General features: G+C 36.3%; 11 protein-coding genes. 7 read left to right on the top strand and 4 right to left on the bottom strand.

The annotated features are described in order from the left end of the window. The first annotated feature begins 6 nt into the window (after positions 1-6). Both AAEO57_RS09515 and AAEO57_RS09510 read left to right on the top strand, forming a co-directional pair. Positions 7-1,464: a RagB/SusD family nutrient uptake outer membrane protein gene (locus AAEO57_RS09515; RefSeq protein WP_341691961.1), complete on the top strand. Its 1,458-nt coding sequence runs from the start codon at positions 7-9 to the stop codon at positions 1,462-1,464. Between the two features lie 49 nt (positions 1,465-1,513). Continuing rightward, the gene (locus AAEO57_RS09510; protein WP_341691959.1) at positions 1,514-3,169 is read left to right on the top strand and encodes an arylsulfatase; all 1,656 of its coding nucleotides are present in this window, start codon (positions 1,514-1,516) and stop codon (positions 3,167-3,169) included. A gap of 102 nt (positions 3,170-3,271) precedes the next feature. Here AAEO57_RS09510 and AAEO57_RS09505 read toward each other — a convergent pair whose 3' ends face one another. After that, entirely contained in the window at positions 3,272-5,494 is a 2,223-nt protein-coding gene (locus AAEO57_RS09505; protein WP_341691957.1) for a bifunctional alpha,alpha-trehalose-phosphate synthase (UDP-forming)/trehalose-phosphatase, read from the bottom strand. 81 nt (positions 5,495-5,575) lie between these two features. On the opposite strand from AAEO57_RS09505, the gene AAEO57_RS09500 reads away from it, so the two are divergent. Beyond that, positions 5,576-7,375 (top strand): glycoside hydrolase family 15 protein, encoded by a 1,800-nt coding sequence (locus tag AAEO57_RS09500; protein WP_341691955.1) that lies wholly within the window; start codon positions 5,576-5,578, stop codon positions 7,373-7,375. A 176-nt stretch (positions 7,376-7,551) separates the two neighbouring features. On the opposite strand, the gene AAEO57_RS09495 is transcribed toward AAEO57_RS09500, so the two are convergent. Beyond that, the gene (locus AAEO57_RS09495) at positions 7,552-8,004 is read right to left on the bottom strand and encodes a DUF1810 domain-containing protein (RefSeq protein WP_341691953.1); all 453 of its coding nucleotides are present in this window, start codon (positions 8,002-8,004) and stop codon (positions 7,552-7,554) included. Positions 8,005-8,198: 194 nt separating this feature from the next. Then, positions 8,199-9,452, bottom strand: a complete 1,254-nt coding sequence (rocD, locus tag AAEO57_RS09490) for an ornithine--oxo-acid transaminase (protein ID WP_341691950.1) — start codon at positions 9,450-9,452, stop codon at positions 8,199-8,201. 151 nt (positions 9,453-9,603) lie between these two features. Between rocD and AAEO57_RS09485 the strand changes: the two genes are divergently transcribed. The 4 genes from AAEO57_RS09485 (at position 9,604) to AAEO57_RS09470 (ending at position 12,990) form a co-directional block, all read left to right on the top strand. Then, on the top strand, positions 9,604-10,056 hold the full coding sequence (locus tag AAEO57_RS09485; RefSeq protein ID WP_341691948.1) for an Lrp/AsnC family transcriptional regulator: 453 nt from the start codon (positions 9,604-9,606) through the stop codon (positions 10,054-10,056). A gap of 132 nt (positions 10,057-10,188) precedes the next feature. Beyond that, positions 10,189-10,962: a dienelactone hydrolase family protein gene (locus tag AAEO57_RS09480; RefSeq protein ID WP_341691946.1), complete on the top strand. Its 774-nt coding sequence runs from the start codon at positions 10,189-10,191 to the stop codon at positions 10,960-10,962. A gap of 33 nt (positions 10,963-10,995) precedes the next feature. Then, positions 10,996-11,964: a DUF3667 domain-containing protein gene (locus AAEO57_RS09475; RefSeq protein WP_341691945.1), complete on the top strand. Its 969-nt coding sequence runs from the start codon at positions 10,996-10,998 to the stop codon at positions 11,962-11,964. Between the two features lie 9 nt (positions 11,965-11,973). Further along, positions 11,974-12,990, top strand: coding sequence for a M28 family peptidase (locus tag AAEO57_RS09470; RefSeq protein WP_341691944.1), 1,017 nt, complete (start codon positions 11,974-11,976; stop codon positions 12,988-12,990). Between the two features lie 152 nt (positions 12,991-13,142). On the opposite strand, the gene rho is transcribed toward AAEO57_RS09470, so the two are convergent. Next, positions 13,143-14,963 (bottom strand): transcription termination factor Rho, encoded by a 1,821-nt coding sequence (gene rho, locus AAEO57_RS09465; RefSeq protein ID WP_341691943.1) that lies wholly within the window; start codon positions 14,961-14,963, stop codon positions 13,143-13,145. Between the last annotated feature and the right edge of the window lie 19 nt (positions 14,964-14,982).

Below are 14,982 nucleotides of genomic sequence, written 5' to 3'. Positions count from 1 at the left end.
TACATCATGAAAAATATCACACTATATAGTCTACTACTTATTTTCAGCCTTAGTGCTTGTAATCCTTTGGATGAAAATCCAAAAGCCTTTATCGCTACAAGTAATTTTTACAATACTACTGAAGATGCTGATGCTGCCGTACTATCAATTTATAATGCCATCAACAGCAGTACACATACGCTTTACAACCGTCTGATTCAAATTTCGACCGAAATGGCAACAGATGATTATGAAGCGGGTCCAAGAGCCAGAAATGCACATGTTAGAGCTTTATCAAACCTGACGCATGATGCTTCAAATGACCGTATGTTAGAAATTTGGCGTCAGAGTTATGACGGAATAAACAGGGCAAATGTGGCAATCGACAACATTGCTAAAAATCCGAATCTGAATTCACAAAAAGATAAAGATCTGATTAATGAAGCAAAATTTCTAAGAGCTGTATTGTATTTCAATATTGTGAGATGGTTTGGGGATGTTCCGTTGGTTTTGCACGAAACCAAAAGTCTAACACCGGAAGCTATTAACGTTTCCAATACCCCTGAAGCTGATGTTTACGCTCAGATCGAAGCCGATTTGCTTGATGCTGAAGCCTTGCCGGAAGTTCAGTCAGTAAAAGGAAGGGTAACTTCGGGAGCTGCAAAAAGTTTATTATCTAAAGTATATCTGACACAGAAAAAATGGCAAAAAGCAGCTGACAAGAGCCAGGAAGTTATCGACAGCAAGGTTTATGATCTGTTCGAAAATTTTGCTGATGTATTTAATGTAGCCACTAAAAATGGCAAAGAACATATTTTTTCAGCACAGTTTAAAGGGCTTACCAACTGGAACGGAAACATGTTGGCTTCTACTGCCGCTCCTACTTCGGTTCCGGGGATTGCGGGAGATCAGGCTGATGCGCTGCATACTGCCGGAGGTTTGTTTCAGGCTTTCGCCGAAAATGATAAACGTAAATACATCACGTTTGCAGTAGAATTTGTGAGTCCGACAGATGGAAAAACGTATAAAGTAGCACCTCATTTCAATAAATATTTTGATCCCACAACTCCGGCATCACCGGGACAGTCTTCGAAAAACACACCCATTATCCGATTTGCAGAAATATTGCTAATCAATTCAGAAGCCTTAAATGAACTTAACGGACCAACTACAGAAGCCTTTGCCGGAATTGACCGCGTTAGGGAAAGAGCCGGAATTGATTTGCTGTCGGTAACTTCTCCTTCAATCAGCAAAGACGATTTTAGAGAAGCTGTTTTTGAAGAAAGAAGAAAAGAACTGGTTTACGAATACCAGCGCTGGTTTGATCTTTCAAGAAGAGGTCCGGATTATTTTGTTGCCAGACTAAAAGCAGCCGGAAAAACTAATGCACAGCCTAAACATGTTCATTTCCCGATTCCTCAAAGAGAACTGGATTTGAATAAAAATCTGAAACAAGTTCCTGAGTGGAGAGATAAAGTGAATTGATCGTAAAAAGACTACACAAACAAAACAATTAATATAAAATTACAATAAGATGAATCAAAAAAGAATTACAACTTTGCTTTCAGCCCTGCTGATCGGGGCATTAGGATCTTATCAACTGAGTGCGCAAACCAATTCGTCAAAACCAAACGTAATCCTGATTATGGTAGATGACATGGGGTATTCTGATTTAGGAAATTATGGTTCCGAAATTAATACGCCAAACCTCGACCGATTAGCGAAAGAAGGTACACGTTTGCGCGAGTTTTACAACAACTCCATCTGTGCGCCAACAAGGGCTTCACTTTTAACGGGACAGTATCAGCACAAAGCCGGTGTTGGATATTTTGATGTGAATTTAGGATTGCCGGCTTATCAGGGGTATCTTAACAAAGAATCTTTGACTTTAGGAGAAGTTTTCCGTTCCGGCGGTTACAGCACTTTAATGTCCGGAAAATGGCACGTAGGTTCTGAGGATAAAGCACAATGGCCAAATCAAAGAGGTTTTGATAAATTTTACGGAATCTTAAAAGGTGCTGCCAATTATTTTAATACAGACGGATTACCTTTTGGGAAATCCCCTTATCCGGTAGCGTTAATTCGTAATAATGAAGAGTTGCACCCAAAAGCTGACTCTTATTATTTTACAGATGAAATCGGGAACAATGCCGTTCAATTTCTGGATGAACAAAACAAAGAAAACAAACCTTTCTTTTTGTATTTAGCTTTTACAGCACCACACTGGCCATTGCAGGCAAAACCTGTTGACATTGCCAAATACCGTGGAAAATTTGATGAAGGCTGGGATGTTTTAAGAGAAAAAAGAATCAAAAAACTGAAAGAAAACGGTATTTTACTGGCAGACCAGACCATTGCTCCAAGAGATCCTGAAGTACCGGAATGGAATAAACTGACGTATGACGAAAAACAATTCTGGAAAGTCAAAATGGAGGTTTACGCCGCAATGGTAGACAACATGGATCAGAATGTTGGAAAAGTTTTAGAGAAATTAAAAGCACTGAAAAAAGACAAAAACACGTTAATTGTTTTCATCTCTGATAATGGTGCACAAGGCGGTTTCAACACCTACAATCCGTTGAGAAGAGGTTTGGTAAAAAATGACGGGCCAATTGGAACTTCAGGTTCTTTCGATTATCAGGAACAAAACTGGGCTTATTTATCCAACACACCATTACAGGATTATAAAAATAACATGCACGAAGGTGGTTTCAGTTCTCCTTTCATTGCCTGGTATCCATCCAAAATCAAAGCAGGAAGAATTGATAAAGGAACCGGACATTTAATTGACCTTGCTCCTACTTTCTATGATTTGGCGGGAATCCAGTATCCAAAAGAATTAAATGGTGTAACCTCAAATCCGTTACCTGGAAAAAGTTTATTGCCTGTGTTAATTGATGGTGCTTCAGAAGTGAACAGAGGTGCTCCGATATTCTGGGAAAGAGCCGGAAACAGAGCCGTGAGAGATGGCAAATGGAAATTGGTTTCTATCTACCCATCCTACCAATGGGAACTTTACAACCTTGAAAATGACAGAGGCGAAACCAACAATGTCGCACAGCAAAACACGGGAATTGTAAATGAGCTTTCGGCAAAATATTTTGACTGGGCGGACAAAACCGGTGTTGTGGAATACAGTAAATTCAAACAAAAAAATGAACTGATTCCGGGAGCAGCTGCTAAAAAATAATTGCTTTTTTTGATATTTTAAGTAATTATAAACAGAAGGCGATTGTTGATTCAATCGCCTTTTTGTGTTTGTAAATATTTAGTTTCCGCTTTTCTTCAAATCTTAAAAAATGGAGACATATTTTATATGCTGTAAAATTTGCCGAACCTCATCAATATCATTGACAAAATACCTTGCTGCAGTTTTTGTATTTCCAACTTTTACGGTGTAGGCACTATCCTGTAATTCCTCAAACATATATTCATCCGTCCAGTCATCTCCAATGGCTAAAATAAAATCGTAATTACCCTCGGTTACCAATCTTCCTGCTGCACGTCCTTTGTTCACATTGCTGCTCTTTACTTCGAGCACTTTATTTCCTTCAAGTACTGAAAGCGAATTATTTGCCAAAAGGCTGGTGAGGACATGTTTAAGTTCCATTGTCCTTAAATTGGCAAGATCAGCATCGGCCCTTCTGTAGTGCCAGGCAAGAGAATAGTTTTTTTCTTCAATAAAAGTGCCGGGTGTACTATCTGTAAAACTTTCTATAATGGGTCGGATATTTTCTTTCCATTCGGATTTAAGATGCTCCAGACTTACCCATTCTTTTTCTTTTTTTCTAAGCCATACACCATGATCTGTTATTAAAGTATAATTCTTATGTCCAAACCAACTTTCCAGGGTCTTACGATCACGCCCGCTGATTATGGCGATTTCGGTATTTTCATCTGTTGCAATGCTGTCCAAAAGAGCGTATAATTCATCATCCGGACTTGCATCTCCTGGTATATTCTTAAATCCTACCAATGTTCCGTCATAATCAAGTAAAAGCAGCCTTTTTCCGGAATTCTTATAATCCATTGAAATATCGTGAATAATTTCAGGATTAATTTTTTTGGTAATCGTGATGGGTTTTGAAGTTTTAGTGATTTCAAGGGCATTCAGAAATGACTCTGCCCATTTTTCTACATTATAGCGTGAAATTCTTTTCTGTAAGGTTTCTAATCTCGATTTTTGTTCCGCTTCTGGCATTTCAAGGGCATATTTCAGGGTATCTGCAATCTGATCAAAATTATTAGGGTTTACAAGAAGCGCTTCATACATTTCTTTAGCCGCACCAGCCATTTCGCTTAAAACAAGTACGCCTTTACCTTGTGTTTTTGTTGCTACATATTCCTTGGCGACAAGATTCATCCCGTCTCTTGTTGGCGTTACGAGAGCTACATCAGAGGCAACATATAAATCAATCAGGTCATCAAAAGGCATTGACCTGTAAAAATACCATATAGGAGTCCAGTTGACCGTTGCCAGCTGGCCGTTTATCCTACCTACTAATTCATCTGTTTCGCGTTTTAAACGCTGGTATTTCGGGACATTTTCCCTTGAGGGAACAGAAAGCATCACCAGTCTCACTTTTCCTTTGTATTGAGGGTATTTGTTCAGAAAATATTCAAATGACTTTATTCTGTTCGGAATCCCTTTAGTGTAGTCCATTCGGTCGATTGATAGAATAAGCTTACTTTCAGAAAAGGACATATTATGCAGTTCTATATTGTGCATGAGTTCAGACTTAGTGTCATCCGGTCGTGATTCATGTTCAAGAGCCGAATTATAATACTTGTCATAATCAATTCCCATAGGAAAAGAATCTACTTTTACAATTCTGTCCTTGTAAAATATTTCATTAAATCGAATTTCAAGTCCGGCAATCCTGGACGCAGAACTGATAAAATACCTTACATAATCATAGGTATGAAAGCCAATAAGATCAGCACCAAGCATACCATATAATAATTCATCACGCCACGGACAAGTCCTGAAAAGCTCGAATGACGGAAATGGAATATGAAGAAAAAAACCAATTGTAAGGTTTGGTACTTTATGTCTTAGTAATTCAGGAAGCAATAATAGCTGATAATCATGAATCCATACTGTATCCCCTTCATTTATATTTTCAAGGATAACATCAGCAAACTTCTGATTCACCTTTTTATAAGATTCCCAATGGGTAAGTTCAAATTCTGTATATGCCTGAAAATAATGAAAAAGAGGCCATAATGCGGTATTACTAAATCCATAATAATAATTCTCAATATCGTATCCTGTCAGGGGAACACTGATGCACTTTTCTTTGGCCAGTGCAATTTCAACTTCATTTTTTTTTCTTTCTGATTCAATTTGTTCATCTGTAAGTCCAGACCAGCCTATCCAGATTCCGTTTCCTTCAGAGTGAATTGATTTCATTCCGGTCGCAAGTCCCCCAACACTTGATTTTACTACTAACTTTTGGTCATCAAATTTAAGGTCAACAGGAAGGCGATTGGAAACTATAATTGTTTTATTCATCAAAAAATGGTTTGGATTAATAACATCGTTTTAGTAAATTTAAATAATTAATACCCTTTTACCTAACTAAAAGATGACTTTATGAAGAATTTAAACTATGGTATAATTGGTAATTGTCGCAGTGCGGCATTGGTTTCGGACACAGGAGCTATCGAATGGTGTTGCCTTCCGGAATTTGATTCTGCATCGGTATTTGCAAAAATATTAGATCAGGAAATTGGAGGAAGTTTTGAAATACAGGTGACTGATGATTACACGATTACCCAAAAATATATACCAAACACAAGTATATTAGTAACTACTTTTTCTAACGGCACAGACACTTTTGAAATTAACGATTTCATGCCGCGGTACCGAAAAGAAAAAGGAGGATATATGGCACCTCCGGAAATTATCCGGTATTTTAAAAAACTATCCGGAAATCCTTCGTTCAGGATAATTTATGATCCGCGTCTGGATTACTCATCAGGTGTAACAAGCAGTTATGTTAAAGAAAATCATATTGTCAGCCTTACCGGTACAATAAAATTCGATTCACTTTTCCTTTACAGCAATTTAGATTTGGAAAGTATTGCTAATGGAAACGAAATCAAGCTTAAGGGAGACGGTTATTTGCTAATGGCTTATAATGAGAAAATTTTTATTCCAACGCTCACAAAAATAAACCTGGAGTTTGAACGAACCAAAACATATTGGCTTAGCTGGAGTGATAAAACAACAGAATATAAAAAGTACAATGAGCAGATTGCGCGCAGTGCCATTACGCTTAAATTACTTAGTTACGAAAAAACCGGCGCAGTTTTGGCTGCAGCCACGACTTCTCTGCCGGAAACTATTGGCGAAGTCCGAAACTGGGATTACAGATTCTGCTGGATTCGGGATGCTTCTATGGTAGTGAAAGTGATTTCTGAACTTGGTCATAAAAAACTTGCTAAAGATTACCTGCAGTTCATCATTGATTTAGTTCCTAATAAAGATGAGAAACTGCAAATCATGTATGGTATCAATAAAGAAAAAAAACTGACAGAAGAAACTCTCGATCACCTCAGCGGATACATGGGCAGCAAACCTGTAAGAATTGGTAATGCAGCCTATTCTCAGCGCCAGAACGACATATATGGCATTCTTATGGATGTAATTCATCAACAGCTTATTACGTTTAGTAATGATACCGAAAACGGCGAAGAACTATGGAACATCACCAAAGGAATAGTTTGGGTGGTTGACAAACACTGGCAGGAACCTGATAAAGGAATCTGGGAGTTCAGGACAGAAGAAAGGCATTTTACTTTTTCTAAAATACTATGTTGGACAGCCATAGACAGAGCCATTAAAGTTGCCAGAATATTGGGCAAAAAACACAAAGCAGAAAAGTGGGAACCACTGGCTGCTGCTATAAAAAATGACATTATGGAAAATGCCTGGAATGAATCCGTTCAGGCTTTTACACAGTCTTATGGTTCTAACGACCTTGACACTTCAGTACTCTTAATGGAAAGTTACGGGTTTATTGAAGCGATGGATCCAAAATATGTAGCAACAGTTAAAGCAATTGAGCGTGACCTGAGCAATGACGGACTTTTATACCGTTATAAAAACAAGGACGATTTTGGTCTTCCCTCCTCTTCTTTTACAATTTGTACTTTTTGGTTCATTAACAGCCTGTACAAAATAGGAGAAGAAAGAAAAGCGGAAAAACTTTTTGAACAGTTACTTTCTTACAGTAACCATTTAGGATTATTTAGTGAAGATATCGATTTTGAAACCAAACGCCTTTTAGGGAATTTCCCTCAGGCATATTCTCATTTAGCTCTTATTGAAACAGCTATAAATCTTTCCAGAATTACTAATGAAGAGGTTGTACTTGATGCAATTCGTTAGCAAAAAGTAGATCCTTACAATAAAATTTAATGAAACCGTATCATTTGAACTGATACTGGAACACTTCTAAAAAGTAACTATTTTTTTAAAAAAAAGTTCAATTATTCATAACCAAAAAAAGCGATTGCCCGAAAAACAATCGCTTTTTGATTTATATAACTAAGTAAGAAAGTAAATTAAGATGCCATAGCTATTTCTAATGGTGCGGTTATTTTAGCTAAAGTAAGCGGATCTGAATATCCTAAGAAAAAAACATTCAATATTTCCTGAAATACAGGATCAGCATTTTGAGCCTGAGAAAAAAGAGTCATTGAAGAACGAAGCTTTCTTGCATCTAATTCTCCAAGAATAGCCTCAATTGATTTTGCTTTATATTCCAATAAAACATTACAAATTTCAATCAGGTGTTTCGCCAGAATAGGGTGATTCAAAAAATCTTCTGCTTCTTTAAGATCAGCCAGCGCATAATATTTAGCTATCGTGCTTTTGCCCAAACCTTTTAGCTGCGGAAAAATAAACCACATCCAGTGCGTTTCTTTCTTCCCTTTTTTTAATTCGGAGTAGGCAGTAAGATAAAGTTTGTTCTGTGCATCTAAAAAGCGTGTTAAATCATTATTTGCGTAAGCCATTTTGAAATAATTTATAAGGTTAAACAAAATTTTTAGGTCTTGTTTTTAAAGTCTTCCAAAACTACTCTGCTTCTCTGTTTAAAAATTTATATAATTGTTACAGTTACATTATATAATTTCAATTTTGACAAAACAAAAAGCTGCGAAAAACAAGTAATCGCAGCTTTTTTTAACATTATGATAGAAAGTAAATTTTAATTTTTGAAATGATTCAATGATTTCTCAATAATAGCAAGGCACTCCTTAATTTGATCTTCGGTAATCACCAAAGGCGGAGCCAGACGAATTTTGTTTCCGTGAGTTGGTTTTGCTAATAAACCGTTATCCTTGAATTTCAGGCAGATTTCCCACGCCAAATCTGATTCTTCATCAGTATTAATTACAATGGCATTTAGCAAACCTTTTCCGCGAACCAGTGTAATCAAATTGTTACGCTCGGCGATTTCGTTTAGTCCTTCTCTTAAAATGATTCCCAGACGTTCTGCATTTTCAGCCAGTTTTTCATCTTGCACCACTTCAAGAGCTGCAATCGCAACAGCAGCCGCAACCGGATTACCTCCAAAAGTAGAACCATGTTGTCCCGGTTTGATTACATTCATAATTTCGTTATTCGCTAAAACTGCAGACACCGGATAAACACCACCTGAAATTGCCTTCCCTAAAATCAAAATATCAGGCTGTACATTTTCGTGGTGAACCGCTAAAAGTTTTCCGGTACGTGCTATTCCGGTCTGAACTTCATCTGCAATAAACAATACATTATGTTTTTCGCAAAGTGCTTTTGCTTTCGCTAAATAACCTTCAGACGGAACATAAACTCCGGCTTCTCCCTGAATTGGCTCTACGAGGAAACCGGCAATATTTTTTGATGATTCCAGTGCTTTTTCCAAAGCTTCCAGATTGTCGTATTCAATTTTTATAAAACCTTCTGTAAAAGGACCGAAACTCTTACGGGCACTTTCATCATTCGAAAACGAAATGATGGTTGTGGTTCTTCCGTGAAAATTATTCTCGCAAACAATAATCTGCGCCAGATTTTCATGGATTCCTTTTACTTCATAAGCCCATTTTCTACACAATTTCAAAGCCGTCTCTACCGCTTCGGCACCTGTATTCATTGGTAATACTTTATCAAAACCAAAATAACTGGTTACGTATTCTTCGTAATTTCCTAATTTATCATTGTAAAAAGCACGGGAAGTCAACGTCAGCTTTTGCGCCTGATCTACCATTGCACCCACAATCTTAGGATGACAATGCCCCTGGTTTACAGCAGAATAAGCCGAAAGGAAATCGTAATATTTCTTTCCGTCCACATCCCAGACATAGACGCCTTCTCCCTTTTCTAAAACTACAGGAAGCGGGTGGTAATTATGAGCTCCGTATTTATTTTCTTTCTCTATTAAAGATTCTGATTTAGACGAAAGAATTTGTTTGGTCTGTTCCATGATTTTCAGTTTTTTATCTTTTTCAAAATTAATTATATTATTTTATTTTACAATAAAAATCAATACTTTTGACTTTAATTAATTATTTAAAAGTCAATTTTTAAAAATAAAATCAAATTAAAAGTCAATTTTAATTTTAAACAATAAAAAAATGGATTCATTAGACGAATTTGACATCAAAATTATCAAGGAACTGGAAAAAGATGGCAGAATGGCTTTTTCTACAATCGCAGCAAATTTGAAAATCTCAAATACGATGGTGCATCAGCGCATTAATCGCTTAACAGAACAAGGAATTTTATCCGGAATTAAACCTTTAGTAAATGAAAAGAAAATTGGTTATGACTGGGCTTCTTTTACCGGAATTACACTCAATAAAGATTCGGATTCAGAAAGAATTATTGAAGCTTTAAAAGCCATTCCGGAAATTACAGAGTGTTATTATGTGACGGGTTCCTTTACACTTTACATAAAAATTATAGCCAAAAACCACGAGCACATGCGAAACGTTCTTTATGAAAAAATAGACCGGATTTCAGGCATTGCCAAAACCGATTCTATTGTAGAATTGGGATGTGCTTTTAAAAGAAATATTACGCTTTAAAACTTTACAAATAATCTGTAAACTTATAATTTTCAATATTTTAAATTCTTTACCAAAACCTCAAAAGAAAAAGCTTTTGAGGTTTTTTTGTACGATTATATTTCAGATATTTGTTTAAAATTGTAAAAAATCATGAAAAAATCAACCTTATTTATTTTAGTTATTACCTTATTTTTAAGCACTATGAACGCCCAATTAAAAACCATAAAATACAACGACGGAGATCAGGTTTTAAATGGATTATCCATAAAAGCTGCCAACAAAAGCAGTCAAAATCCAGGTATTTTGCTTTTGCCTGCATGGCTCGGAATTGACAATGCTTCAAAAGAAATAGCCCAAAACTTATCAAAACTGGGCTACACTGTTTTTATAGCTGATATTTATGGAGAAGGCAATTATCCTAAAAACACTTCTGAAGCCGGAAAACAGGCAGGATACTACAAAAAAAATTATGAAGCATATCAAAAACGTATTCAGCTGGCCTTAGATCAATTAATCAAATCCGGTGCAAATGCGGATAATATTGTGGCTATTGGATATTGTTTTGGCGGAACCGGAGTTTTAGAAGCTGCCCGTGGACATTTGAATGTAAAAGGCGTTGTTTCTTTTCATGGAGGCTTAGGCAAAGATGCTGCAAGACCTTCTGAAACTATCACGACTAAAGTTTTAGCCTGTCATGGTGCTGATGATCCCTTTGTTTCAAAGGAAGAGATAACTGCTTTTCAACAGGAAATGCGTGATACGAAAGCCGACTGGCAAATGATTTATTATGCAAATTCAGTACATTCATTCACAAACCCGGAAGCCGGAAACGACAACTCAAAAGGGGCTGCCTACAATGCCGTAGCTGCAAAACGGTCTTTTGAACATTTAAAGCTTTTTCTGAACGAGGTACTTAAAAAGTAACCAAATTAATCAACCAAAACTAAACCCAAACCAATGTCCCATAATAAAATCAGAGAAGATAAAACCTGCCTCAACTGCCGCCATGTAGTAGAGCAGAAATTTTGTCCAAATTGCGGACAAGAGAATTCAGACAGCAGAAAAACATTTCATCACTTGTTTGTACACTTTTTTGAAGATCTGACACATTATGAAAATGCTTTTTGGAAAACGATACGGAATCTGCTTTTTAAACCTGCAACCTTGACTAAAGAATATCTTTCCGGAAAAAGACTTTCCTATTTGGCTCCGGTTCGTTTATACATTTTCATCAGTTTCATTACGTTCTTATTAATTGCTATGCTTCCAGTTAAAGTCAACGAAAATAATAAAAGTGAAAAGGAAATAAATAAGGAAATCGCAAAAGCTACACAAGAATTGAATATTAAAAAAGAAGACAATAAATACTTCCATTTTTCAAACATGAAGAAAATTGATTCTATTCAGAAACACGGAAAAGAAGAAGATAAACTTAATGCTACCAGCTACTGGTTCGCTGAAAAAGCAATACATATTAGTGAGAAATATACCAAAAAAGAAATTTTTGTAAAATTCACAGAATCTTTCTTTCACAACCTTCCTAAAATTTTATTTATTATCATGCCTTTTTTTGCTTTTTTCTTATGGCTTTTTCACAATAAAAAAAAATGGTATTATTTTGATCACGGTATTTTTACACTTCACTATTTTTCATTTTTATTATTAATTTTTCTTGTAATGTTTATCATTGACCGTGTTGTCGGCCTTTTTGGTAAAGATAGTCCCCTGAATATTATTTCCACAATTACCAGCATTGTTGGAACAATCTGGATGTGTTATTATTTTTATCCGGCTCATCATCGTTTTTATGGCGAATCAAGAATAGTTTCTTTTGTTAAAAGTGTATTGTTATTCATTATAAACTCTCTTTTTATTCTATTTTTACTAACTGTTTATGTTCTCTATACATTCATCAATATACATTAAAAACGAATAATGAAAAAAATTGCATTTCTATTATTAATTGTTTCTGCATTTTCATGTAAAAACACTCAACATGTTGGCTCTAAGGACAATTTAGATCCTTCTAAATACATTGAAAAAATTTCCGAAAAAAACTTAAAAACAATGCTTTATACGGTAGCTTCAGATGAAATGGAAGGCCGTGAAACCGGTTCGAAAGGACAAAAAAAAGCAGGGCTTTACATGATAGAGCAATACAAAAAAAATGGAATCCCTTTTCCAAAAGGCGCTACAGATTACTATCAGCATATTCCGGCATCTTACTTAAACGCAAGACACAATGAAAACTTACAGGACTCAGAGAATATCTGGGCCTACATTGAAGGCTCAGAAAAACCAGATGAAATTTTGGTAATCTCTGCTCATTACGATCATGTGGGTATCCAAAATGGTGAAATTTACAACGGTGCTGATGACGATGGCTCCGGAACAGTAGCTTTATTAGAAATGGCGAAAGCTTTCGCAAAGGCTAAAAAAGAAGGGCATGGACCAAAACGTTCTATTTTATTCCTTCATGTAACTGGCGAAGAGCACGGTTTGCACGGTTCCCGTTATTATTCTGAGCATCCATTATTCCCGATTGCCAACACAATTGCAGACATTAATATTGATATGATTGGCCGTCGTGATGTTGAACACGCCAAAACAAACAATTATGTGTATGTAATTGGAGCAGACAGATTATCTACAGATTTACACAATGCTGTTGTGTCACAAAACGACAAATACATCAAAATGGATTTGGATTTTAAATTCAACGATCCAAAAGATCCAAATCATTTTTATGAGCGTTCTGACCATTATAACTTTGCCAAACATGGTATTCCGGCGGTTTTCTTCTTTAATGGAGTTCACGAAGATTACCACGGTAAGGACGATATAGCAGAAAAAATCGAATATGATGCTTTAACTAAAAGAACAAAATTAGCTTTCGTTGTTGCCTGGGATTTAGCAAACAGAGAAAACAGACCGGTAGTGGATAAGAAATAAGTCTCTGAGGTTCTGAGGCACTAAGCTGCTAAGTTTCTAAGTTTCTAAGTTTAAAAAAAGGGATGAGTTTTTAAAAACCCATCCCTTTTTTCATATAATAATCTCAAAGTAAAACTCTTATAAACTTAGCCACTCAACAACTTAGAAACTTTTTAGTCATTCATCGAAATCAAAAACTCTTCGTTATTTCGGGTTTTCTTGAAACGGTCGTTTACAAAATCCATAGATTCTACCGGATTCATATCAGAAAGGTATTTACGCATAATCCACATTCTTTGTAATGTTTTCTCGTCTAATAATAAATCGTCGCGACGTGTACTTGATGATGTAAGATCGATGGCAGGGAAAATACGTTTGTTGGCAATTTTTCGATCCAGTTGAAGCTCCATATTACCAGTCCCTTTAAATTCTTCAAAGATAACCTCATCCATTTTAGAACCTGTTTCTGTCAATGCTGTCGCAATGATACTCAACGAACCGCCGTTTTCTACATTTCTTGCAGCTCCAAAGAAACGTTTTGGCTTTTGAAGCGCATTGGCATCAACACCACCACTCAAAACCTTACCTGAAGCAGGCTGAACGGTATTGTAAGCTCTTGCCAAACGTGTAATCGAATCCAAAAGAATGACAACATCATGACCACATTCTACCAGACGTTTTGCTTTTTCAAGTACGATATTAGCAATTTTTACGTGTTCCTGTGGCTCTCTGTCAAAAGTTGAAGCGATAACTTCTCCACGAACACTGCGCTGCATATCTGTAACCTCCTCCGGACGCTCATCAATCAAAAGAACGATTAGATAAACTTCAGGATGATTCGCAGCAATTGCATTGGCAATATCTTTTAGCAACATTGTTTTACCTGTTTTCGGTTGTGCGACTATCATACCACGCTGCCCTTTTCCGATTGGAGAAAATAAATCAATAATTCGGGTTGAAATAGAACTGCCTTTTTCGGCTAATTTGAATTTTTCAGAAGGAAAAACCGGGGTTAAGTGTTCAAACGAAACTCTGTCGCGAACCACCTGCGGATCATGACCATTAATTTTAAGGACACGAACCAATGGAAAAAACTTCTCTCCTTCTTTTGGAGGACGAACCACACCTTTTACAGTATCTCCTGTTTTTAATCCAAACAATCTGATTTGCGATGTTGACAAATAAATATCGTCAGGAGAGGCTAAATAATTATAATCTGATGAACGTAAGAATCCATATCCGTCAGGCATCATTTCCAGAACACCTTCACTTTCTATAATTCCGTCAAATTCAAAGTCTGAATCCCTGAAATTATTATTCTTTTTATTTTTATGATTTGGATTTTGGTTTCCGCCATTACCATTTCCATTCCCGTTTTGATTTGAGTTTGGATTTTGATTCTGGTTCGGATTTTGTTTTTTATTCTGATTAGGATTAATCTTTTTAATCGGAGCAGTTCCTTCAGCTTTTTCAGCTTCGGGAGTTGAAGCCTGAACAGTTATTTCTGTTTCTCCCGCTTCTTCAGTACTTTCTTCTTTAACTGTTTCTTTCTCTTTCTGCAAAGCAACCTTTTTCTCGTACGCTGATTTATTAAACTTAACGATTTTTGGTTCCTTTTTCTCTACCGCAATGTTTTCAGCAGCTTCATCAGCTTTTGGTTTTGGCTGAATTTTGGCATTTGGTTTTAAAACAGCTTTAGTTTGTATTTCCTCTTGCGGTTCTTCCACTTTATCAAACTCTAAAACAGGGGTGTCTTTACTCACTGCTGCTGTTTTTTTAGGAGAGGCAATCCTTGCTCTTTTTGGCTTATCCTCAACTACTTCTGCATTTGCAACAGCAGGTACAGACGGCTCAGTGGTCGATTCCTGATGCGCTAAAATCTGACTGATCAAAGTATCTTTTTTGACACCATTAATTTTTATCGTTTTAGCTAATTTAGCTATTTCTTGAAGCTCAGAAAGCTTCATTTCTTTTAATGCAGAAATATCAAACATGAATTGTTCTATGAATTTA

Origin of the sequence: Flavobacterium calami, from assembly GCF_038290035.1 — a bacterium.
GTDB lineage: Bacteria > Bacteroidota > Bacteroidia > Flavobacteriales > Flavobacteriaceae > Flavobacterium > Flavobacterium calami.
Note: the sequence above shows the minus strand (reverse complement) of the source record. Positions and strands in the feature narration are given on the sequence as shown.